Genomic DNA, 24,887 nt, shown 5'->3' on the forward strand with positions numbered 1-24,887 from the left:
CGTGGCAGGTGTGGTCTGCGGCCAAGCTTGTCAATCGTCGGGCAGAACCCTTGCCCAGCAGAGAATGGTGACGGACGCCGCACCCGCAGACAGTAGCGCCGCCGTGCAAGCGTCAGCGGTCGCCCCGGTCGTATAGACGTCATCGACCAGCACCACCGACCGGCCCTTGATCAGCGCCGGATCACTGGCGGCAAAGGCCCCCGCAACTGCCCTGGCCCGCCCGCGCCGGCCAAGGCCGCGCAAGACACTGGTCGACCGTTTCCTGTTCAGGCCGGCCGGGTCAAACGGCACGCCGCTGGCGCGCGCCAGCGCCGACGCGATCAGGCCCGCCTGGTTGTACCCCCTAGACCACAGACGCCAGCGGTGCAGCGGCACCGGTACCAGCAGTTCCGCCCGGTCCGGCACCAGTCGCGCCATCGCCTGCGCTGCGGCCGTGGCAAAGCCCAGCCGCCCCGCATATTTCAGCCGAAGGGCGAGCGTACGGGCGACCGGCCCGTAGGCGACGGCGGCGCGAACGCCAGCGTGGCGCGGCGGGCGTTCCAGGCAAGCGGCGCAGCGCGCTTCGTCACCGCGGTCGAAATCGAACGGCTGGTTGCACCCCGCGCACCATGGCGGCCCCAGGAAGCGCAGTTCGCCCCAGCATCCGGCACAGAAGCGATGCTGCGCAGTGACGATCGCGCCGCAGCCTGGGCAGCGCGGCGGGAGTGCCAAGTCGACGACGGTACGGGCCAGCAGGATGGCTGCGCGGTTCACCGGCCCCTTGTCGCCGGTTGGCGCCGGCGCCACAAGCAGTCCACGCATGACCCCGCCAGAGATCTTCAGCCGCTCCGCCCGCCGCCGACACCGTGATCGGGCCGCAAAACACTTCGCCGACCATGCTTTCGTGCGCGAGATGATGGTGGAGGGAATCCTTGAGCGCCTGGCCGCGGTGCGACGCGAGTTCCACGATGCCCTGGACCTTGGCTGTTTCGACGGCTCGCTTGATCTCGGGCCCGGCACCCGCGTCGCCCGCCTCGACGCCGGCTTCGGCTTCGCACGCGCGGCTGGCGGCGTGCAGGGCGACGAGGACCGCTTGCCCTTTGCAGACGGAAGCTTCGACCTGGTGATCAGCGCCGGCGTGCTCGATCAAGTCAACGACCTCCCCGGCGCGCTGACCCTTGTTCGACGCGTGTTGCGACCGGACGGGCTGTTCCTGGGTGCCTTTGTCGGAGCGGGCAGCCTCCCGACCCTGCGGGCCGCGCTGCGCGCCGGTGAGCCGGACCGCCCCGCCGCCCGGCTGCACCCGCAGATCGACGTACGCTCTGCAGGCGACTTGCTGATGCGGGCAGGGTTTGCGCTGCCTGTCGCGGACAGCGAGGCGCTCGACATCGGCTATGGCGATCTCGGCCGACTTCTGGCCGATTTGCGCGGCTCTGCGTCCACCAACGTCCTGGTCGGGCGCCAGCCGCTTGGCCGCGCGGCACTGGCCCGCACCGCGGCCGCGTTCACGACTGACGGTGAGCGCGCCCGTGAGCATCTGTCGCTGGTCTATCTGACGGGCTGGGCGCCAGACGCGTCGCAGCCCCAGCCCGCCCGTCGCGGCAGTGCAACCGCATCGCTTGCCGCCGTGTTGAAGAAGACGGATTAGGCCGGGGACAGGTGTCGCCCAATCGCTTCGAAGAGCGTGGCGATCGATACCGGTTCCACCAGGACTTCGTCCGCGCCCAAGGAACGGCTCGGCTGAATCAGATCGGCATCCTGCGCCAACGCGATGATGGTCGGGCGGACTACTCCGAGTTGGTGGAGGCGCTCGATCGCGGTCAGCCCGTCGCCGTCGCTCTCGACCTCAACCACCGCCAGGCTGATGCCGCCATCGTTCGCTCCGGCCAGATCGGCCGCTCCGCGAACCTCCACTGACACGGCGCCCGACGCCGCCAACATGTCCTTCACCATTCGTCGCCGGGCAAAGTCCTGCTCGACGAACAAAATCGTCACGAGCAGTGCGCCCCGGCGCCTTGCGATAATCTATGTTGCATTGAACTTCTATGGGTGAAAACGGTTACAAGAGCAAGGCTGCGGGCCGTTTTACCCATTTCCTAAGAGGTGGACGGGGTTGGCGGAAGCGGGGTGTCCTCACTCCAACCCCCTCCAATGGCCTTGAACAATGACACCGTCGATTGCCGTAGTTGGGCGTCGCTCGCCGCCAGTTGTTCGCGGGCCGCAAGCACCTGCGTTTCCGCGTTCAGCAAGGCATCCTGCGCGACGAAGCCCGTGCGGTACTGCGCCTCCGTCGCGCGGGCGCTGACTTCATTATCGGCCACGGCCCGGCGTAGTGCCTCATTACGGCGGCGCTCCGCGTCTAACCGCGCGAGCGGGTCCTCGACATCGCGCAAGGCGCCCAGCACCGCCTGGCGGTATTGCTGATAGGCTTGCTCGCGGTCCTCACGCCGCATCTTCACCGTCGCTTGCCGCCGCCCCCAGTCGATCAGGGGAAAGCGTGCCGATCCCGTACCGGTCAGTTGCAGACTGTCACGCTCGAACAAGGTCGACAAAGACGTGGAGATCAGTTGCGCCACCCCCGTCAGGCTGAAGCGCGGGTAAAGGTCGGCGACAGCGACGCCGATATCGGCAGTTGAAGCAGCCAGCGCCCGCTCCGCCGCCCGCACGTCCGGACGACGGCGCAGCAAGTCCGATGGCAAGCCCGCTGGTATGATCGGCACGGGTGACACTGTCGGGGCGGGCCCGGCCAGATCCGCTGCCACGGCGCTCGGATCTCCGCCGACCAGCAGGCCCAGCGCATGGAGGCGGACGCGCGCGTCGGCCTGCACCGGCTCTAGTCGCGCCTGCGTGCTCGTCAATTGCCCGCGCTGGCGGGTAATGTCGATCTGCGGGACCAGCCCTGCGCGTGCTATGTTGCCCGCAATCTCCAGAGCGCGGGTCTGGCGCGCGATTTCCGCCTCGATCGTGGCAGCCGTAATCTGGTCGAGACGGAGGGCAAAATAGGCCTGCGCCACTTCCGCGCTCAGCGTCACCGCGGCATCGCGGCGGCTCCATTCGGCGGCCTCGGCTCGGGCGCGGGCACCCTCGACCTGCCGTCGCACACCACCGAAGATGTCGAGTTCCCAGCTGGCGTCGAAGCCCGCGGCATAGGTCGTGATCCCGCTGCCAGGCAGCGCGATGCCGCTGCTGCCGCCCTGCCCGCCACCGGTGCCGCCGGTCTGGCCACCGCCCGACGCTCCACCGCCGCCCCCGCCGGAGAACAACCGGGCGATCGAGGAAAAGCCGGCGTTTTTGCTGAACTCGACATGGGTCGCCTCTGTCGAGGCGTTCACCTGTGGCAGCCCCGCCGACCGGGCCGCGATCTCCTGCAGGCGCGCCTGCCGCACCCGTGATGCCGCGATCGCCATGTCAGGGCTGTCGGCCAGAGCCCGCTCGACCAGCCTGTCGAGCACCGGGTCATTGAACGCGCGCCACCACGTCGCGGGATCGATCGACGCACCCGGCGCGGGGATGGCCTGCGCTTCAACAAACTTCGCTGGTACGGCAACATCTTGCGGCCGATAGTTTGGTCCTACTGTGCACCCGCTCGCCAACGCCGCCGCGGCTAGCGGTCCGCTCGCCCGCTTCAACCACCGCCGCATCAATGCATGCCTCCCTGTTGGCCGCCGCCCATCTTGCCCGATCGCATGAAGAACACGACTGGCGCGACCACCAGCACCACGATCATCAACGTCCGAAATACGTCCAGAAAGGCAAGCATGGTCGCTTGTCGCTGAACCTCGCCATAAACGACCCCCAGCGGCGCTCCGCTCGCATCATTGCCCACCCCCGCTACCGCGCCGCGGACGGTGCCGAGATACTCATTGTAGTTCGGGTTTATCGGACTGAGGCCCTCGACCAGGTGCGACTGGTTCACCTGCAGCCGGTTTTGCAACATCATCTGCGACATGGAGATGCCAAAGGTACCGCCCAGATTACGCGCCACGTTGAGCAACGCGGAGGCCTGTGCCGTCTGGTTCTGTCGCAGTCCGACATAGGCGATCGCGTTGATCGGAACGAACAGGAATGGCAGCGCCATCGCCTGGTACAGCCGCGCGACCGCCGCATCCCAAAAACTGATATTCGCGTCGAGATGGCTCATGTTCCACAACGCGGCCGCCTGCACGATCAGCGCGGGGAAGAGCAGGAAACGCACATCGACCACCCCGCTCAGCCTTCCAGCGAAGGGCACCATCACCAGCGTTGCCACACCGCCCGCGGTCAACGCCAATCCAGCGTCGAGCGAGGAATATCCCAGAACCTGTTGTAAAAGCTGCGGTATCAGCTGTGTCGTACCGTACAGAATCAGGCCGGTGATGGCCATGACGGTCAGCGTCAGCGAGAAGTTGCGATTTTTCAGCAGCTTCAGGTCGACGACCGGATCCTCATGGTTCCACTCCCACACGAACAGCGCGATCAGCGACACGCCGGCGATCACCGCCGACCCCAGGATCATGGGGCTTGAGAACCAATCCTCCCGCTCACCGCGATCAAACGTGATCTCCAGGAAGCCTAGCCCAAGCGCGACCAGCGCCACGCCGACATAATCGATGCGCAGGCCCTTCTTCAGCCGCTTCTGGCGCTCCTTCACCAGCGGCTCAGGCTCGTCCACGAACAACTCGGCCAGGAACCAGGCTCCAATCCCGATCGGAACGTTGATCAGGAACACCCAGTGCCAGGTCGAATAGTCGACGATCCATCCGCCCAGCGTCGGGCCCAGTACCGGCCCTACCACCACCACGATGGCGAACGCGGCAAAGGCCATGCCGCGCTTTGCCGGTGGGAAGGTGTCCGCCAGCATCGATTGCTCGACCGGCGCCAGCCCGCCGCCGCCGACGCCCTGCAGCACCCGCGCGATGACCAGCGTGGTGAGGTTGGGCGCCAGCCCGCACATCAGCGACGACGCCGTGAACAGCGCTATGGAGATCAGGAAGTACCGCTTGCGGCCGATCGCGTCGGACAGCCAGCCTGAGATCGGGATCACGATCGCATTGGCGACCAGATAGCTCGTCAGCACCCAGGTTGCCTGATCGTTGGAGACCGACAACCCGCCCGCGATATGATCAAGCGCGACATTGGCGATGGACGTGTCGAGCACCTCCATGAACGTCGGGATGGAGATGATCGCCACGATCAGCCACGGCGAATAGCGTCCCGCGACCGACCTGCTGGGGTCCCAGCCATCGGCACGCTTGGCGGCTACCATCAGCGCACCTTCACGGTTGGTACGACCGACATGCCGGGGCCAAGCGGGAACTGGCGTGGGTCGGGCGCCTTGCCGTCGGGACCACGGTCGAACTCGATGCGCACGGGTACTCGCTGGACGACCTTCACGAAGTTGCCCGTCGCATTCTGCGGAGGCAGCACAGAGAACGCCTGCCCTGCCCCGCGCTGGATGGAATCAACATGGCCGTGAAACTCGACGTCGGGGAAGGAGTCGACCTTGATGGTAACCGGCTGGCCGATCCTCATCAGGGTCAGTTGGGTCTCCTTGAAATTGGCCGTGATCCACATCCGGTCGGGTACCACCGCCATCAGGTTGGTCCCGGGCGAGACATAACTGCCGACATTGACCGTCCGGTTCACCACTTGGCCCGCAACCGGCGCTCGCAGCTGTAGGTCCGACAACGTGACGTCAGCCTGCTGCACCCGCGCGCGACTAGTGTTGATACCGGCCCGCGACGCCTCCGCACCGCGACGGGCGACGACCACCTGGGTCAGTGCCGTTGCTGCTTGACGCCTCGCGGCGGCAGCCTCTGCGGCGGTCTGCCGGGCGGTTGCGCGCGCCTGGTCCAGCTGTTGCGCCGCGACCGCATTGGGATCGGCCCTCAACAGGGCTTCATACCGCGCCAGGTCCTGTTGCGCCTTGACCGCGGCCGCGAGCGGCGCGCGCGCGGCCGCTTGTTGCTGGCGAGCGGTTGCCTGCGCCGCCTCGATCTGCGCGAGCGACTGGGCATATTGCGCCTGTGCCTCGACCACGCCGGCCTGCGCCTCTGCTCGCTGCGCCTGTGCGCCTGTAGGCTTGACCACGGCGAGCAGGCGACCTGCCTTGACGTGCCGGTTGTCGACGTCCTCTACTGCGATAAGCTGCCCGGCCACCTCGGGAGAGATGCGAACAATGTGAGCATCGACGAACGCGTCATCGGTGGACTGGAACTTGCGCGCATGCAGCCAGTACAGTGTGCCCCCGATCACGATCGCGGCGACGACCGGGATCAGGATGAACCAGAACAGCGGCCGCTTGTAGACCGGAGGCTTGGCCTCCTTCTCGTCATCGTCGTCGTCGCCATCCGAGCCGTCTTGTTCCTGACCGTCTGCGACGTCGTCACGGCGGGTATTCTCGCGCGTCCCCTTCTCATCCTCAGACCGTTGCTGGTCGAGATCGCCCTCGTCATCGTGGCGCGGTTCGCTCATCCCTGTTCCTTTATGCATTCGTCACCGCGCCCCCCCCCCCCGGCGCGCCGCGCGAGGTCGTTCGCGACCGGATTCGAAAAAAACCATCTCGTTGTCTACGGACCCGAACCGCAACGTGGCCAGATCCAGCGCATAATTCTGGTGCAGTCGCCACGGCCGCTTGGCCCCTTGTTGCGGCAGCTTGCCTTGCGCGCGCTGGATGTACCCCGACGAGAAGTCCACCGCGGGCAAGCGTTCCATTTCCGGATCGCCAAGGTGGGGCGTCGCCTGACGCACGCCCCGGCGCCGCATCGTGTTCAACAGGCGGCAGACGTAGCGCGCGACCAGATCGGCCTTCAGCGTCCAGGATGCGTTGGTATAGCCAAACGTGAAGGACAGGTTTGGCACGTCCGAAAACATCAGCCCCTTATACTGTACCGATCGAGAGAGTTCGATTGGCGCTCCATCCAGCGTGAACTGAACATCGCCGAGCAACTGGATCTCGAGCCCCGTGGCGGTGACGACCACGTCCGCCTGCAGCTCGCGACCCGATCCCAACCGAAGCCCCGACGTGGTGAACCGCTCCACGGTGTCGGTGACCACCTCGGCCCGCCCCTCCTTGATGGCAGCGAACAGGTCTGCATCGGGGACCACACAGACCCGCTGGTCCCATGGTGCATAGCGAGGCGTGAAATGTGTCTCGACGTCATAACCTGCGCCAAGTTGGTCGCGAACGCCCTTGATCATACGTCGTTTGATGGCCTCGGGACGTGCGCGGGCGAGACGGTAGAAGATCATGCTGAGGAGGATGTTCTTCCACCGGGTTAAGCGCCGTGCCGCCGCCTTGGGCAGCCACCGCCCAAGCCATTGTCCGACCCTGTCCTCCCCGGGCAGCGCCACGACATAGGTGGGCGAGCGCTGGAGCATGGTCACGCTCGTCGCCTGCTTCGCCATGGCCGGCACCAGCGTCACCGCCGTCGCGCCGCTGCCGATCACGACCACGCGCTTTCCGCCATAGTCGAGGTCCGCCGGCCAGAACTGCGGATGGACGATGAGTCCGCCAAACTCCTCTGCGCCGGGAAAGTCGGGCGCGTGCCCGCGGGCGTAATTGTAGTATCCCGAGCACATGCACAGCCAGCCGCAGGTAAAGGTGATCCGTTCACCATCGGCCCGCCTCGCCGTCACCGTCCATCGCGTGTCGTCGGTCGACCAGGCTGCGGCTTCGACATGGACGCCGAACCGTATCAGGGCGTCGAGCCCGCCCTCCCGCGCCGCGTCGGCGATATAGGTTCGGATCGAGGTGCCATCTGCAAAGGATGCGCCACCGGTCCACGGCCGAAAGCTGTAGCCCAAGGTATGCATGTCGGAGTCCGAACGGACGCCGGGATACCGGAACAGGTCCCAGGTGCCCCCGATCGCTTCACGGCTCTCCAGGATCAGAAAGCTGCGATCGGGGCAGTCCCGTTGCAGGTGGCGGGCCTGCCCGATCCCGGACAGCCCCGCACCCACGATGATGACGTCCACATGCTCGGCCACCGGTCTTCCCTGATGCAACGCGCTTGGTGATCGGTCGCTCACAGGCGGCCGGATGGCCTCAATAATCCTTCGAATAGCGCAGCCGCACGTCCGACCCACCGAACGACCCGGTGGAGGTCAGCACGCTCAACGCCTTGCTCAACGCAATCTCGAGCTGGGTCGCCGTGAAGCCCCGCGCATCGGTCACCACCTCCACATAGATGTTGTCGGTGATGTACTTGCCAGCGGCCAGAGCCGTTCCGCGGCCGCTCGCCTCGTCCGCACCCAGGATGCGCAGCCGGTCAAAGCCCGTCGCCGAACGCAGCTTCCCAAGCGGATTAAGCCCTCCGCCGCCCGACCCGCGAAGCGAGTTCAGCGCACTCGCAAGCTGGATCGCCTCCGTCGCAGACAGGTTCTCCGGGTTGGTCCCGAACAGCAGGCGGCTCAACACCTCGTCCTGCGCCAGCGGTGGCGTGGAGGTGAAGGCGATCTGCGGTCGCTGACCCGTGCCGGTGATGTTGATGACCGCCGTGATGCCGTTGGTCGTGGTGGTCGCCTGGATGTTGATATCCGGATCGGTCAGCGCCCCGCCACGGAAGCGGATCTGCCCACGGTTCACCTCGAACCGCTTGCCCGCGAAGCTGTACGTGCCCCGCACCAAGTCGAGCCCACCCGAGATTTGCGGCGCCGCGCTGGTGCCGCCCACGCGCAGGTCCGCCTCCCATTCTGACTCGAGTCCCATGCCCGACACGAACAACTGGTTCGGTGCGCGAACCCGGATGTCGAGCTTGAATAGGCCCGGTGGCGCAGCGGGCGCCGGCCTATCGGTCGGGCGTGCCACACGGATCTGGCTGCGGCGACGGATCCCCGTCAGCTCGGGCACTTCGGCCGCGCCTTGACGGATGATCTGATAGCGCGCTTCGGGAATCTGCAGGTCACCCTGGATCAACCCGCCGTTCGGCCCATTGGTCAGGTGGATGCGCCCGGTGGTGGTCGCCGCCAGCGCATCGCTTTCCGCCAGCCGTGCATTGTTGAGCGTCGCGGTAAGGTCGATCGGGAAGCCCGCCGCCGCCGCGAGCCCGACCGAACCCTGGGCCTGCACCGTCCCATCGCCCGCGCGTGCCTGAAGCGTCGTGAGCTCAAGCCGGTCGTTGTTGAACCGTGCGGCAACCCGCATCCGCGACAGACGCGTCCCGTAGGTCTCGTTGTCATAGGTCAGGTTGTCGGCCCGGATCAGGCCGTTGAGCCGTGGAGCGGAGCCGGTCCCCGAGAAATCGGCGCCGATCGCTATCGGTCCAGACAATTGCTGCTGGGCCAGCCCGGCAAAGCTGAACAGAACCGAGGACGGCCCATTGTAACGGATGCCTCCGCCCACCGGCGCATTCAGCAGGCGAGTCGTCCAGGACGCGCCGCCGCCCAGCGGCCGCATCGTCGCCAGCAACCGCCCGATCGCCGTCGGCCCGCGCCGGATCAACGCGCGCGCCTCGGCACCAGACGGATCAAGCCGGCCCGCGACAACCACGTCGACCGGATCGGAGACGGCAGCCAGGCTGGTCCGCTGAAAACCGGTCACCGTGGCCCGAAGGTTCGCCGTCGGCACGCTCGCGCCACTCGCCTGCGTATAGTCGAGGCTGCCCGTTACCTTACCCGACAAGCCCAGCCCCGGCATGAACGCGGACACAAAGCTCAGGTCCATTCGGTCCAGCCGTGCCTGGATCTGGGTTGCCCGGCCGAAGCTGCCCGCGACCCGCGCCGATCCGCCATTTGCGCCGCCGAAGTCGATGCGCGTCGGAGCGAGACGATAGCCACCAGCCGCGCCCGTGATCCGCGCCGGGTTGACGGTGCGGAATGGTACTCCGTTCGCCTGACCCTGCGCCGCCACCAGATAGTCGTTTGGCGCAAGCCGGGCATTGACCGCGACCCGGAAGGGGACGCCATTCGACCCCGTCAACAGCGCCTGCGCCGTGCCGCGACCCCCGACATAGTTCACCTTGACCCGCGCCGCCTCGATTACCGTCGGGCCATATCGGGTGTCCGCCACCTGCGCATCCGCAACGACCTGTGGAGCGGATGGGAGGAGCACGACACTGGCGTTGACGATCGCGCGACCGATCGTGAAATCGATCGGCCCGGGCGCCGTGTAGTTGAACGCCCGCGCCGCCACATCGGCACGCTGATAGCCGCCCTGTGAAGCAAGGCGCGCGGTGCCGGACAGGCCCTGCCCGGCGAACTGCAACGTACCCGCGAGCGGTCCGGCCGCGGTCTGCTCCAGTCGCCCGTTCGCCGCGATGCCCGCGAACACCACCCGGCGTACATCGATGGCCAGCTGATTTCCCGGACGGACCAGCACGTCAGCCGTAAACGGCCCGTAGTTGGTGGCCCCGCTCGCGGTCACCGCATAGGCGCCACCCCGTCCGACAATGCGCGCCTGCACATTCGCCAGCCCCACGCCGAGGCCCGGCCGGGCTGCACGGATGACGACCACCGGCGCGGTCTGGCTGCCCGTTATACGGGCGCTGACCGGCCCGTACTGGCTGGAATACGCGTCGGCGTTGACCAGGACTGCGCCGGATGCCGGATCATAGCGGCCACTGCCGCTGGTGATCCGGAACTTGGGTGCACTCAGCTTCAGGCCGGAAAAGGTCACCACGCCTTCGGGGCTGTAACCGATGTCAGCACGAACGATCGCGTTTCCACCCAGGAAGTTACGCGCGCCAGCGTTGAACAGCTGAGAGGTTCGGGCAACAACCCGGCCGGTGATCCCGAAGCCCCCATTGGGTCCGGGCACCAGCTTCGCATCGGTCTGTAGATTGATGATGCCGATCGACTCAACGCGGTAGTTATTGATCCGCCCCTTCAGCGCGCCCGTGTATCGGCCGGTCTGCATGTTGGCGGCAATGATCGCTGTTGCGTCGATCCGGTCCGAACGGATGCGCAAATTGTCCGACAGGATCTGGGGCAAGGACAACGCCAGGTCACCGTCGATCCGGACGTTGGTGGCCAGCCCGCCGATCGCCGCGTTCAGCCCCACGATACGCCGCGCGCGCGCATGCACGGGTACCAGGATGCGGTCAGCATTCACCCGCGCCAGCCCTTCGGCATAGACGTTCTCGACTGACGTAGTGCCAAAGCCGATGAGGCCACCGCGCAGCTTGTAGTTGACGGTCGGGGTCTGGAATGCACCGTCGAGCACCACTCGCGCCGCGACGTCGCGCCCGCGCAAATTGGGCAGGATCGCGCCGGGCGTCAGCAACCGCGCGTCGACGGCGAAGTTTCCGAAGCGGCTGTTGGCCAGATCAAGCAGACCGCCGGCATCCACCGCCAGCGCCGACGACCGCAACGTCAGCCGCGTGTCGGCCGTGCGATCCTGAAGCGTGGAGTCGATCGCCACGTCCAACTGTGGTGACGTCAACCGCTCGACCGGCCCTTCCAGGTACAGGCCCGGCTTGGTGAAGCCACGAACCTGAAGATGGCCGCTGCGTGCGGTCAGGCCGAGGTTGGCGAGCTGCCCGCCGCCCAACGTGGCAATCGCGCGTCCCTGCCACGCCTTCCAGTCGCCGCGGCCGTCGACCGATAGCGCAAACGGCGCTTTGAACCCGGCCAGCGTTGAAATGACGCCACCCGTTGGGCCAGTCAGACGGACGGTAGCAGCGAGGCGGTTCGCATCAGGTACGGCGTCCAACTTGAGCCGCAGCCGATCGCCACCCTTGATGCCCGCCCCGATCAGAGCCGTTGCATCCGCATCAATCTGAGCACGTCGGTCGGCAATGTGGACAGCGCCGGCAATCGTTACGACGTGCCGCTGACCCGTCACCGCCGGGCCGACGACAAGCCGGCCGACGCGCAACCTGTTCACGTCGATGTCGATGTCGGGCAGCAGCGGCGCGTTCTCAGGCGATGGCGGCGTAGCCTTCAACTCGGGCTTGCGATCAAGCTGGACCAGTGGCGTGTCGAGTTCCCGCACGTCAACATGGTTGCGTGAGAAGGCAAATGGCCGCCAGTCGACCGACAAGCGAGGCGACGACAGGAACACGCCCTTGGGATCGGACACCCGCACATTCGACAGGATCATGCGCCCATAAAGCGACCCATCGATCCGACCGACCTTGATATTCAGGCCTGACGCGGTGTTGTAACCGCCAATCTGGTCCGCGACGAAGCGACGACCCGGGTCGGTATTGATCCCGAACAACACGGCGGCAAGCAGCAGCACCAGGCCAATTAGCGCCATCGCACTCCATTTCAGGATGCGCTGCCACAACGGCCGTCGCTCGATGACGATGGTGGTTTCGTTCGCGTTCACGTTACCTGCCGGCTCGATCGCCATCAGAATGCCTGCCCGATGGAGATGTAGAGCGCGATCCGGCCGTCGCCCTCACGCTTGTTCAACGGTGTCGCGACATCCAGGCGTAAAGGCCCAAAATTGGTGTAGAAACGCCCGCCTATACCCGCGCCGAAGCGTAGGTCCGAACCCTTTGGTAAGCTCGATTCATAGCTGTTGCCCGCGTCAAGGAAGGGCACGATGCCGAAGTTGCCGAACCGGTATCGGGCCTCGAGCGAGAACTCGTTGACGCTGCGCCCGCCGACCGGATCGCCATTCGGATCGAACGGCCCGAGACGCTGGAAGCCATAGCCGCGAACCGACCCGCCACCGCCGCCATAATAGCGTCGGGAGGGCGCCAGATTGTCGCGCGAGATCCCGACGATTGATCCGGCGCGCGCCCGGCCGGCGATCACCAGGCTGGGACTGACGCCGTAGTAGTAGGTGCCTTCCACCATCGTGCGGGCGTAGGGGCGGAAGCCGCCGCCACCCACCGCCGACTCTGGAGACAGGTTCAGCTTCAGCCGGTAACCCTTTGTGGGATTGAGCAGATTGTCCGATGTGTCGAACTGCACCTGCCCAGGCAAAGCCGCGATACCATAGGTCCGCCGCACCCGTTCACCGCGGCCGAAATCAAAGACGCTCTCGTTGGTGCCGACCAACTCCGCGCCATAATAGTAGGTGAAGCGCTTCTGCCAGATCGGCGTGGAGTCATAGCTCCAGCGCACGGACAAGGTGCCGGTAAAGGCATTGAATGCATCGTAATTCGAATGGTCAGCAGAGGCGATCGCAGTGAAGGTCCGGTCGCGCCGCCCCGCATTGGATCGGCGGAAGGTGCCGGACACGCCCTGTTCCTGCGTACCCGCTACGACTGACGCGATCAGCGCCCCTTCGGGCGGGAACAGGTTTCGATGGGTCCAGCTGCCGGTGAGCCGCAATCCCTGTCCGGTCGAATAGCCTCCTTCGCCTGCCAGACTGCGCGCAGGCCCCTTGGTCTGGCGAATGAGCAGATCGACCTGCTCCGTCCCATCCGGGCCGGGGCGTCCGGTCCGCTGCGGCTCGACCGAAACGCCGTTGAACAACCCGGTCCCGACCAGGGCATCGCGCAGGTCGTCGGTCAACTGGCTGTTATAAAGCTGGCCCGACTTGAAGCGGGGGAAAACGTTCAGATGATCGAGGCCGAATACCGGGTCGCCCACCGTGGTCAGTTGCCCAAAGCTGGAACGCGGGCCGGTGTCGACCGGCAGGGTATAGGCGCCGACCGCGTCAGGGGACTGATCTTCCAGCAGGATGTCGCGCTCGCCGACCTTGGCGAAGGGATAGCCACGCCGAGGCAGTTGAAGGCTGACATTCGCTTCTGCGCCCTGAATCCGCGCCGCCTCGATCGGATCGCCCACCTTCAACGGCAGTTCGCGCCGGACCAAATCTTCTGGCACGGTCGGGCCAGCCTGCACGGTGACGGACGAGAGATGGTACAATCGACCGGGTGAAGCCGCGATGATTGCACGCAGTCGTCCCGAGTTGGCCGGGTTCTGCTCAGTCCGCGACGTGGCGGTCGCGTCGTAATAGCCCAGGCTGTGCATCAGCCGGACGGCAAGACGCTCGTCCTCGCTTGCTCGGGCAGCGACCTGCGTCGCGTTTGCCGCCTTGCCCCCACCCTCTTTAAGCGACGACAGCGACTTGAATTCGTCGTCCAGGCCCAGCTTGTCGAGCCCTGTCACCTCCACCGTATAACGGATGTCGGGCGCGTCCTTGTCCTGCGTCTCTGCCGTTTCAAGCGGCACGGAGTTGAAGGTGCCAAGGGGCGTAAGCGGCTGCGCGAGCTGCGGGTCCTCTGGGCCGATCGGCGCGAGCGAAGTGTCGGGCGTCGCGACGCCCTCGCCTTGGGGCGTTGGGATCGCTTGGGTCGCGGGCGCAGTTGGCGCTTGCGCCGGCAGCGGCTCCAGCGGGGCATTCAGGTCGTTGGTCAGGGGTGGCAGCGCTGATGTGAACTCGCTGTCAGGAACAATCGGTGCGTTCTCGTCAGCCTGCGCAGGGCTCGAGCCGGGCGTCGGGGGAGCGGCCGGGCGGGGAGCATCAGGGCCCTGCGCGGGCGCAACACCGGGCTGCTGAAGCTGTGCAAAGGCCGGCGCTTGGGCAAGCAGCGCCACGGCTAACCAGTGATGGCGGCGGTGAAAACCAGTCAAACGAAATCAACCCCCCAGGCGGAACTGTCCGTGATCGGCTCAACTCCACTCGTTAACATAGCGGTCAAGCCGTCAAAAAGTTCCTTGTTCCTGCATCTTCAGCGCCTTGCCGCCCTGCATCCGATCAGCCCCGCGACTGGCAGCACCACCGTGTCGCTTCCCTTCCTGGCTACCGTCAGCGTTCCCGCAGGAACCCGCGCCCCGTCGGACAGGTCGCTGGCTTCCGTGATCGTCAGCTCGAGCGTCGCCGTGATGTCGTTGCCCGCATAATCAGTACCTGCCGGCAGGCCGAACCGCGCGTCGCCGCGCGCTGCCGTCCGAGCCAGGATCATGGGCCTGTCGTCCAGCGTCACCCGCAGCGTCGCCGGGGTTGCACCTGCCATCGCGATCAATTGCGGTGGGGTCGGCGCCGTCTGCCAGAGAAAGGCGGCGCAGCCGGTGGCCGGCATGGCTTGGGGGCCGATGGCACCAAGCGCCGGAACAGCCTGAAGAAGCGCGAGAGCCAGGAAGGTCATGCCGCAAAGCCTATCATCACCACCCAGGCGGGGTAAGCCGCCGCAGCCAGGAATACGCCGAACGGCAGGGCGACATCGCGCGCCATTGGTCGCCCGCGGAGCGCCGCACCCATGACCACCCCCAGGCCGAAAAGGCTCGCGATCAACAGCACCGCAGGGAGCAGTCGCCAGCCGAGCCACAATCCGATCGCGCCCAGCAGCTTTGGATCCCCTCCGCCGAGTCCTTCACGCCCGCGAAAGCGGCGGTATCCCTCGCCCACGAGCCAAAGCACGCCAAAGCCGGCGATGCCGCCCCACAGCCGCTCCTCCAGATCGGGCGCGAGTCCTGCGAAGCCACTTATGAGGCCGCCCGCTGCAAGCGTTGCTGTCAGCCGGTCCGGCAACCAGAATGCGGCCAGATCAAGCGCGCCAAGCCCTAGCAAGAGCCAGCCGAACACGGCCCCCGCTGCGCCCGTGGGGCCAGGTGACGTCAAGCCAGCAACCACGCCGATCGTCACCGCCAACAGTTCGATGGCCAAGTGACTGCGATCGATCGGAGTGTGGCAGGTTCTGCAACGTCCACGCAGCACCACAAAGCTCAGCACCGGTATCAAGTCGATAGCGGCCAGCGTTCGACCGCAATTATCGCAAGCCGAACGTCCGTGTATAACGGACCGATCCGCCGTCCAGCGCAGGACCAGCGCCGCGACGAAGCTACCGACGATCGCCCCCAGGACGCCCAGGCCCGCGGCCCATAAGCCGGTCTGGCCGTCAAGATCAGTTCCAAGCATCACAGGTCCAGCTCTAAGCGACCGCACAAGGCTCGTCACCCGACTAAGCACCGCGACCTAGCCGCGGTTTGTAAAGCGTCGGGAATGGTCCTAAATCGCGACCGACCACCATTCGGAGCTGTCCCATGCCCGCCGCCGATCCCATCGTCATCGTTTCCTATGCCCGCACACCGATGGGCTCGTTCCAGGGCAGCCTTAGCGGTGCTTCAGCGACCGAATTGGGCGCCGCAGCCGTAAAGGGCGCAGTCGAACGCGCCGGCGTTTCCGCCGATCAGGTAGAGCGAGTCTACATGGGCTGCGTCCTGTCCGCCGGCCTTGGCCAGGCTCCGGCGCGCCAGGCGGCAATCGGGGCGGGCCTCGGCACGCATGTCGAAGCGACCACGGTCAACAAGATGTGCGGGTCGGGCATGCAGGCAGCAATCATGGGCGCGGATGCGCTCGCCGCCGGCTCGGTCGACCTGCTGGTCGCGGGCGGGATGGAGAGCATGACCAACGCGCCCTTTCTGTCCAAGAAGCATCGCGGCGGCGCGCGGATTGGCCACGACACCTTCTACGATCACATGTACCTGGACGGGCTGGAGGACGCCTATGAGCCAGGCCGGCTGATGGGCAACTTCGCCGAGGACGTGGCGCAGGAATATCAATTCACTCGCAGCGCGATGGACGACTTCGCCATCCGCAGCCTGACGCGAGCGCAAAAGGCGCAGCAGGACGGGAGCTTCGCGCGGGAGATCGTGCCGGTTGAGGTGCGAAGCCGCAAGGGTAGCGACACGATCACGCTCGACGAACAGCCCGCACGTGGTGACATATCAAAGATCCCGACGCTCAAGCCTGCTTTCTCAAAGGAAGGCACGATCACCGCGGCTAATGCGTCTTCCATCTCTGATGGCGCCGCGGCGCTGGTGATGACCCGCGCCTCCGTGGCGGAGCGTTTGGGCCTGACTCCGATCGCGCGCGTCGTCTCCCACGCCGCCCATGCTCATGAGCCCGCCCGCTTCACGACGGCCCCGGTCTTCGCGATGCAAAAGGCGTTGGAACGCGCAGGCTGGACCAAGGACGAGGTCGACCTGTGGGAGGTGAACGAGGCATTCGCCGCGGTGTCCATGATTGCCATCCATGATCTCGCGATCGATCCGGAAAAGCTGAACATTCATGGCGGCGCCTGCGCGCTTGGCCATCCGATCGGCGCTTCGGGCGCGCGCGTGCTCGCAACCCTGTTGTCGGCGCTGGAGACTACCGGCGGCACGCGCGGCATGGCGTCGCTGTGCATTGGCGGCGGCGAGGCTACCGCCATGGCCGTTGAACTGATCCGCTGAGCTTGGGCAACGGCCGCGCCCGTCGGCGTGGCGCGGCCGTTGTCAGGGCAGGTTTTCGCCCGGCTCCACACCCCAAAGATGGCTGGTTTCGACGAAGCCAGACTGCCCCTTCACGTCGAGCCGGCACCAGCCATCACCGCACTGGCTGACCCGCCCGACAACACCCGGCGCAGCGCGCCACAACAGGCGAGCCCCCGCAGACGGCCGCTCAAGCATCTCTGCTGGCACGCTGCCGCGGACGATGGCGGTACGGCGCTCGCTGATCAGGTTTCCCTGCATCCAGCCTTGCGTGCCATCCGGATCCTCGACCTGCCGCCATTCCTTGAACACCTTGAGCACCCGGATCGGCAGATCAGCACGCTGGTAGAGCCAACTCGCTGGATAGGTGCGAGCGGGGCCCGTCCGCATCCGTGCGCGCCCGGCTGCAATCGAGCCCCAGAATGGCGGCTTCCTGTCTGGGGCAGCCTCCAAGGGCTGCGCCATCAATGCAACAGCGATTGCCCCCATGGCAAAGCGGGCGACATTACGCATCAAAACACTCCTGCTGCCAACGTCCTACGCGTGCGCGCCCGTCCGATTCAACCGCGTTTACGCCGCCTCGTAAGGCAATCCGTCCTGGGGTCGCCTGGACGCCGCTAGACGCCCTGCGGCATCTCTCGCCCGACCCATGGCCAGCAACCGATCCGCCCATGCGACGATGTTCCGTCGTTGTGATGAGTAAACGACAGAAAGAATGACTTAATTCGAACCTGGATCAAGTTTGGGTGAAACTACGATGCCATTGCACCGTTGAGGAGCGGAGGTGCAGCGATGAGCAACGGCTACGATAGCGCTGAGGAAGAATTACAGGCCAATCAGGCGTCCAAGCTTTATCCGGTTGGGCGATCATTACGCACGACCTTCCCTGCGCCTGACGGGGAAGATCTTCAGCCACGCATAACCACCTTGATGGTGGAGCTTGCACATCAGCCGTATGAACGGGACGGCAACGACCGCTTGATATCAGAGGGGCCACCATGCGCCGCTGACACAGGGCGGGAGCTTTCACTGCTTAGTCAAATCGCTCGCCTGTTTCGCCGGGTGAACTGATCGTTTCAGCCTGAGCGCGTAAAGCAATCAACGCGCGGCTGGCGGACTGATCGTCTCCGCAAGCTCCGCTTTCCCGAGTGTCCGAATGAAGGAAAGGCCGATGCGCCTCTCCTTGATCCAGGCAACCTTGGCCATTCGAGTAAACTTCGGACAGACCAGCATCACAGTTGATCCAGCTTCCGGCGGCTCGGTCGTGTGTAACAAGGCGCCCGCCACCGACAGGTCGAGCAGGTGAACCCGCTGGACCTGCGTGCCGTGCCTCATCTCCGCCGGCTCAAACAGCTTCAGCCGCGCCGTACGGCGCTGCGGATGCTCTTCATCGAGCCGCATAGCGGATAAGTCACCCATGCTGTCGTGATGGCACTTGCGTGATTGCCCACCCCCTAAGGCAGAGGGTGAACAAGGCGGAAACCCTGACTTCTCTTTCCGATCAGTCGCCGGTCAGAATTCGGTCTACCAGCTGCTTCACCGTCGGCACGAATCCGTTCGAGTAGAAGGGATCGCGCTTGAAGTTGAAGGCGGAGTGGCCCGCAAACATCAGGTTGGCGTCTGTATCGCCGCCATGGGCGATGTCCTGCAGCGTCTTCTGGATGCAGAACGACCGCGGATCGGCCAGCCGGCCGGTCGAGTTCGTTTCCGTATCCGCCCAGCTGGAGAACAGGCATTGCGACAGGCAGCCCATGCAGTCGGCCTGATCCTTGCGAATCTCCTTCGCCTCTTCAGGGCTGACGAACACCAGCGTATTGTCGGGCGTCTTGAGCGCGGTCTGGTATCCGGCGCCGAACCACTCGCGCGCCCTGAGCAGGTCGTTGCGGGTGACCCAGAAGTTCTTGCCCTTCACGCCCACGTCGAGCTGGAAGACATGATCGCCCGCTTCCTGAGTCGAAAAGGCAATCTGCCGTTCCGACCGACCTTCCAAGGAACGAAGGAACGGATTGCGGACTGCCGACGAATAAAAGCCAGTGGGACTGAAGCGGTGGAGCAGAACGTCGCCCTCTTCCAGCTTCATCAATTGATCTTTCCACCCTTGCGGGATGGGACTTTCCTGGGTCAGCAACGGACGGGTGCCATACTGGAAAGCGATCTGGCCCAGTTCGGGATTGTCGATCCAGTTGCTCCAGTCGCGCAGGTACCAGACACCGCCCGCCATCACGATCGGAGTTGAATCGGGGATCCCGCCTTCGCGCATCGTTTCACGCAGCGCCTTCACGCGCGGGTATGGATCCTCAGGACGAAGCGGATCCTCTGCATTGGACAGGCCATTGTGGCCGCCGGCCAGCCACGGATCCTCGTACACCACCGCAGCGAGCCAATCGGCTGCCTTTGAATAGGCGCGCTTCCACAGCGCACGAAAAGCGCGGCCGGAACTGACGATGGGCAGATAGTTGACCTGGTAGGAGGCGGCGATCTCGCTCAGCTTGTATGGCATACCCGCGCCGCAGGTGACGCCCGCGACCAGCCCACGGGTCCGCTCGAGGACGCCGTGCAGGATGCGCTGTGCGCCACCCATTTCCCACAAAACGTTGATGTTGATGGCGCCCTTGCCCCCCGCAATGTCCCAGGCACGCTTGACCTGCTGGACCGCACCCTCGATCGCGTATTCCACCAGTTCTTCATGCCGCTCGCGCCGGGTCAGCGCGCGGTACACCTGCGGGATGATCTTGCCATCGGGATCATAGCTGTCGGCGTTGACCGCCGACACAGTGCCGATGCCCCCGGCCGCAGCCCAAGCGCCTGCCGATGCGTGATTGGTGGCCGCAACACCCTTTCCGCCTTCGACCAGCGGCCAGACCTCTCGGCCGTTGTATAGGATCGGAGTCAGGCCTTTGAACACGAGATGAACACCTTTCGGACGCAATCTTTGCCGTATAGCGTATGAGTTTCGATCGACCAGAGGCTATTACCGATCAGTCGAGCGCCCCGGGACGCCCCATCGCTTCCTCATACAACGACTGATAACGCTCGATCATGAGCGATGCTCCAAACTCTGCTTCCGCCTTGGCGCGGTTTGCGGCCCCCACGCGCTTTCGCAGGTCGGAATCAAGGACCAACGGCTGAATGGCATCGCGCAATCGAACCTCCGTCCCGTGCTCGGCAATGAAGGGCAGGTTCTCAGGCGCGACCATGCGGGGAACGTCGCCCACCGCCGGGCTGGCGATCGGCAGCCCCGCCGCCATGCCTTCGACCACCGAAATCGGAAACTGCTCCGATCGTGACGACAGCGCCAGGATGTCGAACAGCCCCGCATAGCGATACGGCCGATCGAGGAACCCAGGCAGCAGCAGCTTGTCCGCGATCCCCATTGCCGCCGCAGATTGAGTGATCGTATCGCGCTCGGGCCCCTCACCGACGATCACCAGCTTGAAACGGCCCGACAGGCCGCCGCATGCGCGTACCAGCAGCGGCAGGTCCTTGACCGCGCGCAATCCGGCGATGGCGCCGATCACGATTTCCTTCTCGCGCCGCACCAGGCCAGGGATCGCCTTGGGCTGCGGTGCTTCGGCGTATAATGCCGTGTCGACGCCGTTCGCGATCCGCCGCACCCGCTCGCGCGGCTGCTTCCAGGCGGTGAGCGCGACGGTTTCGAGCGTTTGCGACGGCACGGCAAGCGCGTGGGCGGCTGACAGGGCGATGCGACGGTACAGGTTGCGCTCGCGCTTCAGTCCATACGCCTCGTCTTCGTTGAAGCCGTCCTCGTGATGGATCAGCGGGGGCAGCCCTTTGCCGAACACCCGCCGCGCCATGACGCCGTCGATCGCACCCCAATTATAGGTCAACACCAGGTCGAAGCCGCGCATGAAGCGCGCGATCGCTTCATAGCGTGCAACGGACGGTTTGCCCTTGAGCGGTGGCGGGTTCTGCGCAATTTCGAACGCGACACCTTTGGCGATAGCGTCTTGAGCGCCCACCGCCTCCGGCACGCCGGACACGATCACGTGGCGCGCGCGGTCGCCCCAGGCGTTCATCAACTGAACGGCCCTCGCCTCCTTGCCGCCGAGCGAGAAGGAGGAATGAAGATGCAGGATGCGGATCGGTCCGGCCATGCGCCCTACCTTGCTGCCGCCAGAAGCCGGTCGATGGCTGGCACGACCTCCGGCTCCGCCAATGTGGGTGCGTGGCCGACCCGCGGCACGGTCACCAGTTCCGCCGTGCCGAGCGCATCCGCCATCCGGCTTGCCGTTCGTTGGCTCAGCACATCGGAGCGTTCACCCCGGACGACCAGTACGGGCTTGCCCGACAGCGCAGCCAGCGCGCCCCACATGTCGGGCGGCGTGTCCGGCGGGGGCAGCTTGAACGGTTCGGCGATCTTCAGGTCATAGTCGAGCACGATGCGGCCCGCAGAGGTCAACCGGTACAAACGCTTGGCCATCGCCAGCCAGTCCGCGATCTGCCAGTCAGGGTAAACCTCCGCGTTTGTTTCCCACACCGCGCGGGCGGCGTGCATCCATGTCGGAAAGCTCGATCCCCGGCCGACATAGCTGCGTATCCGGCTGAGACCAGCGGGCTCCAGGTCAGGCCCGACGTCATTCAGCACCGCGCCCGCAACCGGTGCACCAGCCCCGGCGAGCAGCATGGCCACGATCCCGCCAAGCGACGTTCCGATCACGACAAAACGGTCGAGTGCCTGGTCGTCGATCAGGGCCTGCAGATCGCGGACGTAGCAGGCGGGCTGGTAGCTCTGCGGATCGCGTGCATATTCGCTGCCACCGCGCCCACGCAGGTTCACAGCCAGCACCCGCCGCGACCCGTCGATCCGACATGCGAGGTCGTGGAAATCGCGCGCGTTGCGGGTCAGTCCCGGCAAGCAGATGACCGGAGCGACAGCAGGATCGCCGGCATAGTCCCGGTAATGAAGTTTCAGGCCGTCATTCGACCAATAGCGATTTTCGAAAGCCGACATGGCTGGTTGCACGTCCCCGATAGCGCCTCCCATATCGCGGGATGCTCGTGTCCCCGCAAGCGTACCATCCGTCGCGCGCGCTTCTCTCGCTTGGCGAAGAGTTTTACGATGCCGTGGCGCCGGCCAGCTTTCCTGAAACGGTGCTGCGCTTCCGCAACGATCGCGCGGCGGCGCAGATCGGCTTGGCAACGCTCGCCGGGGAAAAGTGGCTGCGCCACCTGGCCCGGTTCAAGCCGCTGCCCGGCACCCTGCCCGGCCCGCTGGCGATGCGCTACCACGGTCACCAGTTCCGCTCCTACAGCCCGGACCTGGGCGATGGCCGGGGCTTCACCTTTGCGCAGATGCGCGATCAGGCCGGCCGGCTCATGGACCTGGGCACAAAGGGGTCGGGCCAGACGCCATGGAGCCGTTTCGGCGATGGCCGGCTGACGCTGAAGGGCGGCGTCCGAGAGGTGCTGGCGACCGAGATGCTGGAGGCCCTTAACGTCCCGACGTCGCGCACGCTCAGCCTTGTTGAGACCGGCGAGGGGCTGGACCGCGGTGATGAACCATCGCCCACGCGCTCAGCGGTGCTGGTCCGGCTAAGCCACAGCCACGTCCGCATCGGCACCTTTCAGCGGCTCGCTTATTTCCGCGATGAAGAGAACATGCGTCGCCTCGTGGCCTACAGCCTGAGCGAGCTCTTCGGAGAGCGGAGCGACGATCCCGTCCGTCTGCTCGAACTGATCGTTGGTTGCACGGCAACGCTTGCTTCCCGCTACATGGCGGCGGGGTTCGTCCACGGCGTGCTCAACTCGGACAATATCAACGTCACGGGCGAGAGCTTCGATTATGGTCCCTGGCGTTTCGCCCCGACATGGGATCCGGCGTTCACGGCCGCTTATTTCGACGCCAGCGGCCTTTATGCCTTTGGCCGCCAGCCGGAGGCCATCCACTGGAACGTCATGCAATTGGCCGCATCGCTTCGCCTGATCGCCGAGTCCGATCGGCTGATCGAGCAGCTTGAGAGCTTTGCCAGCCGCTTCCAGCCTGCGCTGGCCGACGCAGTCCTTTGGCGGATGGGCGTGCTACCACGGGACCCCGAGCGCGATCGGGCCCTTGCTCGCGCTGTGGAGCGGGCGTTGCGGGCCACGAAAGCGCCGCTCGACCAATTCTTCTTCGACGTTTTCGGTGGCGACCTTCCCGCTTCCTATGGCGAAGCCTGGCAGGAGGTTCGCGGTGCCCTCTCCAGCTATCCATCCCGTAAGGGACGCGATCACCCCTATTGGTCGGGGCAGCCTTGCTCGATGCTGATCGACGAGGTGGAGGCGATCTGGGCACCGATCGCAGCAGCAGACGACTGGTCCTCCTTCTGCGGCAAGGTTGCAGCAGTGCGCGCCATGGGTGACGCGCTCTCCTGATGTCGCCGGGGTGACGGCGGGTGCGCGAGCGGTTACATCCTCGCCATGGCCGCTCTTTCCTCGCACGAACCCGCCACCGGCGCCCTTCTCTGGCAGGGTGAAACGGGCGATGTAGATGGAGAGATCGCCGCCGCCCGCTCCGGCTGGGCGGCCTGGGCCGCAAAGCCCGTCACCTTCCGCATTGAAACGCTGCGTCGCTTCGCCAACGTGGTGCGCCAGCGGCATGAGGCATTTGCCGACATCCTCGCCCGGGAGACGGGAAAGCCGTTGTGGGAGGCGCGCGCCGAGATCGACAGCGTCATCGCAAAGGTCGACATATCGGTCAGCGCCTATGCCGAGCGGACGGCTCAGCGCCGGCTCGACTCCCCGATGGGCAGCCGCATGGCCTTGCGCCACAAGCCGCACGGCGTGCTGGCCGTGCTCGGCCCGTATAATTTCCCCGCGCACCTGCCCAACGGCCACATCGTCCCGGCGCTGATCGCGGGCAACGCGGTGGTGTTCAAGCCGTCGGAGAAGACACCCGCGACCGGCGCGTTCCTGGTCGACTGTTACCTAGCCGCCGGCGTGCCTGACGATTGCATTCGCCTGCTTCTGGGCGGCCCCGCGGAGGGCAAGGCGCTGGCCGCGCACCGTGACATCGACGGCCTCCTGTTCACGGGGGCGGCAAGGACGGGCCTGAACCTCAATCGCCTGTTCGCCGATCGGCCGGAAAAGATCCTGGCGCTGGAGATGGGCGGCAACAACCCCCTGGTGGTCTGGGACACGCCGGACCTCCACGCGGCCGCCGTGCTGGTGGTGCAGTCGGCCTTCGCCACCGCCGGCCAGCGCTGCACTGCGGCGCGACGCCTGATCGTGCAGGAAAGCCTGGCCGACGGCTTGCTTGACGAGATTGCAAAGATCTTGTCGCGCCTGATCGTGGGGGAGCCGCATGCGGATCCTGCCCCGTTCATGGGCCCTGTGATCGACAACGACACCGCCGATCAGCTGACCGAAAGCTTTCTCGCCTTGATGATGCAGGGCGGCCGCCCGATCCGGCATCCCGAACGGCCCGTTCCCGACCGCCCCTTCCTGCTGCCGGCATTGATTGACGTGACCAAGGTCGCCGAAAAGCCGGACGTGGAGCTTTTCGGCCCAATCCTCCAGATCATCCGCGCCGATGACTTCGATGCTGCGATCGCGGAAGCGAACAACACCCGCTATGGCTTGTCCGCCTCTCTGATCAGCCAGACGCCCGCGCTATACGACCGGTTCTGGGCCAACATTCGCGCTGGGATCGTCAACTGGAATCGCCCCACCAATGGCGCATCCTCCAACGCGCCGTTCGGCGGGGTCGGCTGGTCGGGCAACCACCGGCCGAGTGCCTTCTACGCCGCGGATTATTGCGCCTACCCGGTCGTGTCGAACGAAGCCGATGCCGCGCGCGCAACGATCGGCATTGGCTTGCGCGACCTTTGACGCTTCAA

General features: G+C 65.7%; 20 protein-coding genes. 5 read left to right on the forward strand and 15 right to left on the reverse strand.

Annotated features, from left to right (window positions below; all coding sequences use genetic code 11):
* Nucleotides 1-30 precede the first annotated feature (30 nt).
* The gene (locus FHS94_RS04165) at nucleotides 31-801 is read right to left on the reverse strand and encodes a ComF family protein (protein ID WP_184054962.1); all 771 of its coding nucleotides are present in this window, start codon (nucleotides 799-801) and stop codon (nucleotides 31-33) included.
* On the opposite strand from FHS94_RS04165, the gene FHS94_RS04170 reads away from it, so the two are divergent.
* On the forward strand, nucleotides 800-1,627 hold the full coding sequence (locus tag FHS94_RS04170) for a methyltransferase domain-containing protein (protein WP_184054964.1): 828 nt from the start codon (nucleotides 800-802) through the stop codon (nucleotides 1,625-1,627). The two genes, FHS94_RS04165 and FHS94_RS04170, sit on opposite strands and share 2 nt — an antisense overlap.
* Here FHS94_RS04170 and FHS94_RS04175 read toward each other — a convergent pair.
* From FHS94_RS04175 to FHS94_RS04215, 9 genes are all read right to left on the reverse strand, one after another.
* Nucleotides 1,624-1,974, reverse strand: coding sequence for a response regulator transcription factor (locus FHS94_RS04175; RefSeq protein ID WP_184054966.1), 351 nt, complete (start codon nucleotides 1,972-1,974; stop codon nucleotides 1,624-1,626). The genes FHS94_RS04170 and FHS94_RS04175 overlap by 4 nt on opposite strands.
* 101 nt (nucleotides 1,975-2,075) lie before the next feature.
* Nucleotides 2,076-3,620 carry an efflux transporter outer membrane subunit gene (locus FHS94_RS04180; protein ID WP_184054968.1) on the reverse strand — a complete coding sequence of 515 codons (1,545 nt, stop codon included), beginning with the start codon at nucleotides 3,618-3,620 and terminating at the stop codon, nucleotides 2,076-2,078.
* Nucleotides 3,620-5,224 (reverse strand): DHA2 family efflux MFS transporter permease subunit, encoded by a 1,605-nt coding sequence (locus FHS94_RS04185; RefSeq protein WP_184054970.1) that lies wholly within the window; start codon nucleotides 5,222-5,224, stop codon nucleotides 3,620-3,622. The genes FHS94_RS04180 and FHS94_RS04185 overlap by 1 nt, the downstream gene beginning before the upstream one ends.
* Nucleotides 5,224-6,432 (reverse strand): HlyD family secretion protein, encoded by a 1,209-nt coding sequence (locus FHS94_RS04190; protein ID WP_246348340.1) that lies wholly within the window; start codon nucleotides 6,430-6,432, stop codon nucleotides 5,224-5,226. Before FHS94_RS04190 ends, FHS94_RS04185 begins: the two co-directional genes overlap by 1 nt.
* Before the next feature lie 21 nt (nucleotides 6,433-6,453).
* Entirely contained in the window at nucleotides 6,454-7,947 is a 1,494-nt protein-coding gene (locus FHS94_RS04195) for an NAD(P)-binding protein (protein ID WP_184054974.1), read from the reverse strand.
* A gap of 58 nt (nucleotides 7,948-8,005) precedes the next feature.
* Nucleotides 8,006-12,253: a translocation/assembly module TamB domain-containing protein gene (locus FHS94_RS04200; RefSeq protein WP_184054976.1), complete on the reverse strand. Its 4,248-nt coding sequence runs from the start codon at nucleotides 12,251-12,253 to the stop codon at nucleotides 8,006-8,008.
* Nucleotides 12,253-14,397, reverse strand: a complete 2,145-nt coding sequence (locus FHS94_RS04205; protein WP_343055156.1) for an autotransporter assembly complex protein TamA — start codon at nucleotides 14,395-14,397, stop codon at nucleotides 12,253-12,255. The genes FHS94_RS04200 and FHS94_RS04205 overlap by 1 nt, the downstream gene beginning before the upstream one ends.
* A gap of 134 nt (nucleotides 14,398-14,531) precedes the next feature.
* On the reverse strand, nucleotides 14,532-14,948 hold the full coding sequence (locus FHS94_RS04210; protein ID WP_184054980.1) for a hypothetical protein: 417 nt from the start codon (nucleotides 14,946-14,948) through the stop codon (nucleotides 14,532-14,534).
* Nucleotides 14,945-15,718: a prepilin peptidase gene (locus FHS94_RS04215; RefSeq protein ID WP_184054982.1), complete on the reverse strand. Its 774-nt coding sequence runs from the start codon at nucleotides 15,716-15,718 to the stop codon at nucleotides 14,945-14,947. The genes FHS94_RS04210 and FHS94_RS04215 overlap by 4 nt, the downstream gene beginning before the upstream one ends.
* 125 nt (nucleotides 15,719-15,843) lie before the next feature.
* Here FHS94_RS04215 and FHS94_RS04220 point away from each other — a divergent pair, with 125 nt between their 5' ends.
* The gene (locus FHS94_RS04220; protein ID WP_184054984.1) at nucleotides 15,844-17,034 is read left to right on the forward strand and encodes an acetyl-CoA C-acyltransferase; all 1,191 of its coding nucleotides are present in this window, start codon (nucleotides 15,844-15,846) and stop codon (nucleotides 17,032-17,034) included.
* A gap of 42 nt (nucleotides 17,035-17,076) precedes the next feature.
* Here the strand turns inward: FHS94_RS04220 and FHS94_RS04225 are convergent, their stop codons facing one another.
* A complete protein-coding gene (locus tag FHS94_RS04225; protein WP_184054986.1) occupies nucleotides 17,077-17,565 on the reverse strand; it encodes an SH3 domain-containing protein in 489 nt (162 codons plus the stop codon).
* Nucleotides 17,566-17,844: 279 nt separating this feature from the next.
* Between FHS94_RS04225 and FHS94_RS04230 the strand changes: the two genes are divergently transcribed.
* Complete coding sequence (locus FHS94_RS04230; protein ID WP_184054988.1) at nucleotides 17,845-18,123, forward strand: hypothetical protein; 279 nt, start codon at nucleotides 17,845-17,847, stop codon at nucleotides 18,121-18,123.
* A 27-nt stretch (nucleotides 18,124-18,150) separates the two neighbouring features.
* Here the strand turns inward: FHS94_RS04230 and FHS94_RS04235 are convergent, their stop codons facing one another.
* The 4 genes from FHS94_RS04235 to FHS94_RS04250 all read right to left on the reverse strand — a co-directional run bounded on the left by FHS94_RS04235 (nucleotide 18,151) and on the right by FHS94_RS04250 (nucleotide 22,024).
* Nucleotides 18,151-18,453 carry a PilZ domain-containing protein gene (locus FHS94_RS04235; protein WP_221234529.1) on the reverse strand — a complete coding sequence of 101 codons (303 nt, stop codon included), beginning with the start codon at nucleotides 18,451-18,453 and terminating at the stop codon, nucleotides 18,151-18,153.
* A 100-nt stretch (nucleotides 18,454-18,553) separates the two neighbouring features.
* Nucleotides 18,554-19,957 (reverse strand): nitronate monooxygenase, encoded by a 1,404-nt coding sequence (locus FHS94_RS04240; RefSeq protein ID WP_184054992.1) that lies wholly within the window; start codon nucleotides 19,955-19,957, stop codon nucleotides 18,554-18,556.
* A 73-nt stretch (nucleotides 19,958-20,030) separates the two neighbouring features.
* On the reverse strand, nucleotides 20,031-21,167 hold the full coding sequence (locus FHS94_RS04245; protein ID WP_184054994.1) for a glycosyltransferase: 1,137 nt from the start codon (nucleotides 21,165-21,167) through the stop codon (nucleotides 20,031-20,033).
* Nucleotides 21,168-21,172: 5 nt separating this feature from the next.
* Nucleotides 21,173-22,024 (reverse strand): alpha/beta fold hydrolase, encoded by an 852-nt coding sequence (locus FHS94_RS04250; RefSeq protein ID WP_184054996.1) that lies wholly within the window; start codon nucleotides 22,022-22,024, stop codon nucleotides 21,173-21,175.
* Nucleotides 22,025-22,065: 41 nt separating this feature from the next.
* Between FHS94_RS04250 and FHS94_RS04255 the strand changes: the two genes are divergently transcribed.
* Together FHS94_RS04255 and astD are read left to right on the forward strand one after the other, a co-directional pair.
* On the forward strand, nucleotides 22,066-23,424 hold the full coding sequence (locus FHS94_RS04255) for a protein adenylyltransferase SelO family protein (RefSeq protein ID WP_184054998.1): 1,359 nt from the start codon (nucleotides 22,066-22,068) through the stop codon (nucleotides 23,422-23,424).
* Nucleotides 23,425-23,469: 45 nt separating this feature from the next.
* Nucleotides 23,470-24,879, forward strand: a complete 1,410-nt coding sequence (astD, locus tag FHS94_RS04260) for a succinylglutamate-semialdehyde dehydrogenase (RefSeq protein WP_184055000.1) — start codon at nucleotides 23,470-23,472, stop codon at nucleotides 24,877-24,879.
* Nucleotides 24,880-24,887 lie beyond the last annotated feature (8 nt).

The organism is Sphingomonas aerophila (assembly GCF_014199305.1).
Classification (GTDB): Bacteria; Pseudomonadota; Alphaproteobacteria; order Sphingomonadales; family Sphingomonadaceae; genus Sphingomonas; species Sphingomonas aerophila.

Excerpts from the sequence above, each read along its gene's own strand:
- FHS94_RS04170 (WP_184054964.1), top strand. The coding sequence starts at position 800 with ATGACCCCGCCAGAGATCTTCAGCCGCTCCGCCCGCCGCCGACACCGT.
- FHS94_RS04165 (WP_184054962.1), bottom strand. The coding sequence starts at position 801 with ATGCGTGGACTGCTTGTGGCGCCGGCGCCAACCGGCGACAAGGGGCCG.
- FHS94_RS04180 (WP_184054968.1), bottom strand. The coding sequence starts at position 3,620 with ATGCGGCGGTGGTTGAAGCGGGCGAGCGGACCGCTAGCCGCGGCGGCG.
- FHS94_RS04185 (WP_184054970.1), bottom strand. The coding sequence starts at position 5,224 with ATGGTAGCCGCCAAGCGTGCCGATGGCTGGGACCCCAGCAGGTCGGTC.
- FHS94_RS04190 (WP_246348340.1), bottom strand. The coding sequence starts at position 6,432 with ATGAGCGAACCGCGCCACGATGACGAGGGCGATCTCGACCAGCAACGG.
- FHS94_RS04200 (WP_184054976.1), bottom strand. The coding sequence starts at position 12,253 with ATGGCGATCGAGCCGGCAGGTAACGTGAACGCGAACGAAACCACCATC.
- FHS94_RS04210 (WP_184054980.1), bottom strand. The coding sequence starts at position 14,948 with ATGACCTTCCTGGCTCTCGCGCTTCTTCAGGCTGTTCCGGCGCTTGGT.
- FHS94_RS04215 (WP_184054982.1), bottom strand. The coding sequence starts at position 15,718 with ATGCTTGGAACTGATCTTGACGGCCAGACCGGCTTATGGGCCGCGGGC.
- FHS94_RS04220 (WP_184054984.1), top strand. The coding sequence starts at position 15,844 with ATGCCCGCCGCCGATCCCATCGTCATCGTTTCCTATGCCCGCACACCG.
- FHS94_RS04225 (WP_184054986.1), bottom strand. The coding sequence starts at position 17,565 with ATGCGTAATGTCGCCCGCTTTGCCATGGGGGCAATCGCTGTTGCATTG.
- FHS94_RS04230 (WP_184054988.1), top strand. The coding sequence starts at position 17,845 with ATGAGCAACGGCTACGATAGCGCTGAGGAAGAATTACAGGCCAATCAG.
- FHS94_RS04235 (WP_221234529.1), bottom strand. The coding sequence starts at position 18,453 with ATGCGGCTCGATGAAGAGCATCCGCAGCGCCGTACGGCGCGGCTGAAG.
- FHS94_RS04245 (WP_184054994.1), bottom strand. The coding sequence starts at position 21,167 with ATGGCCGGACCGATCCGCATCCTGCATCTTCATTCCTCCTTCTCGCTC.
- FHS94_RS04250 (WP_184054996.1), bottom strand. The coding sequence starts at position 22,024 with ATGTCGGCTTTCGAAAATCGCTATTGGTCGAATGACGGCCTGAAACTT.
- FHS94_RS04255 (WP_184054998.1), top strand. The coding sequence starts at position 22,066 with ATGCTCGTGTCCCCGCAAGCGTACCATCCGTCGCGCGCGCTTCTCTCG.
- astD (WP_184055000.1), top strand. The coding sequence starts at position 23,470 with ATGGCCGCTCTTTCCTCGCACGAACCCGCCACCGGCGCCCTTCTCTGG.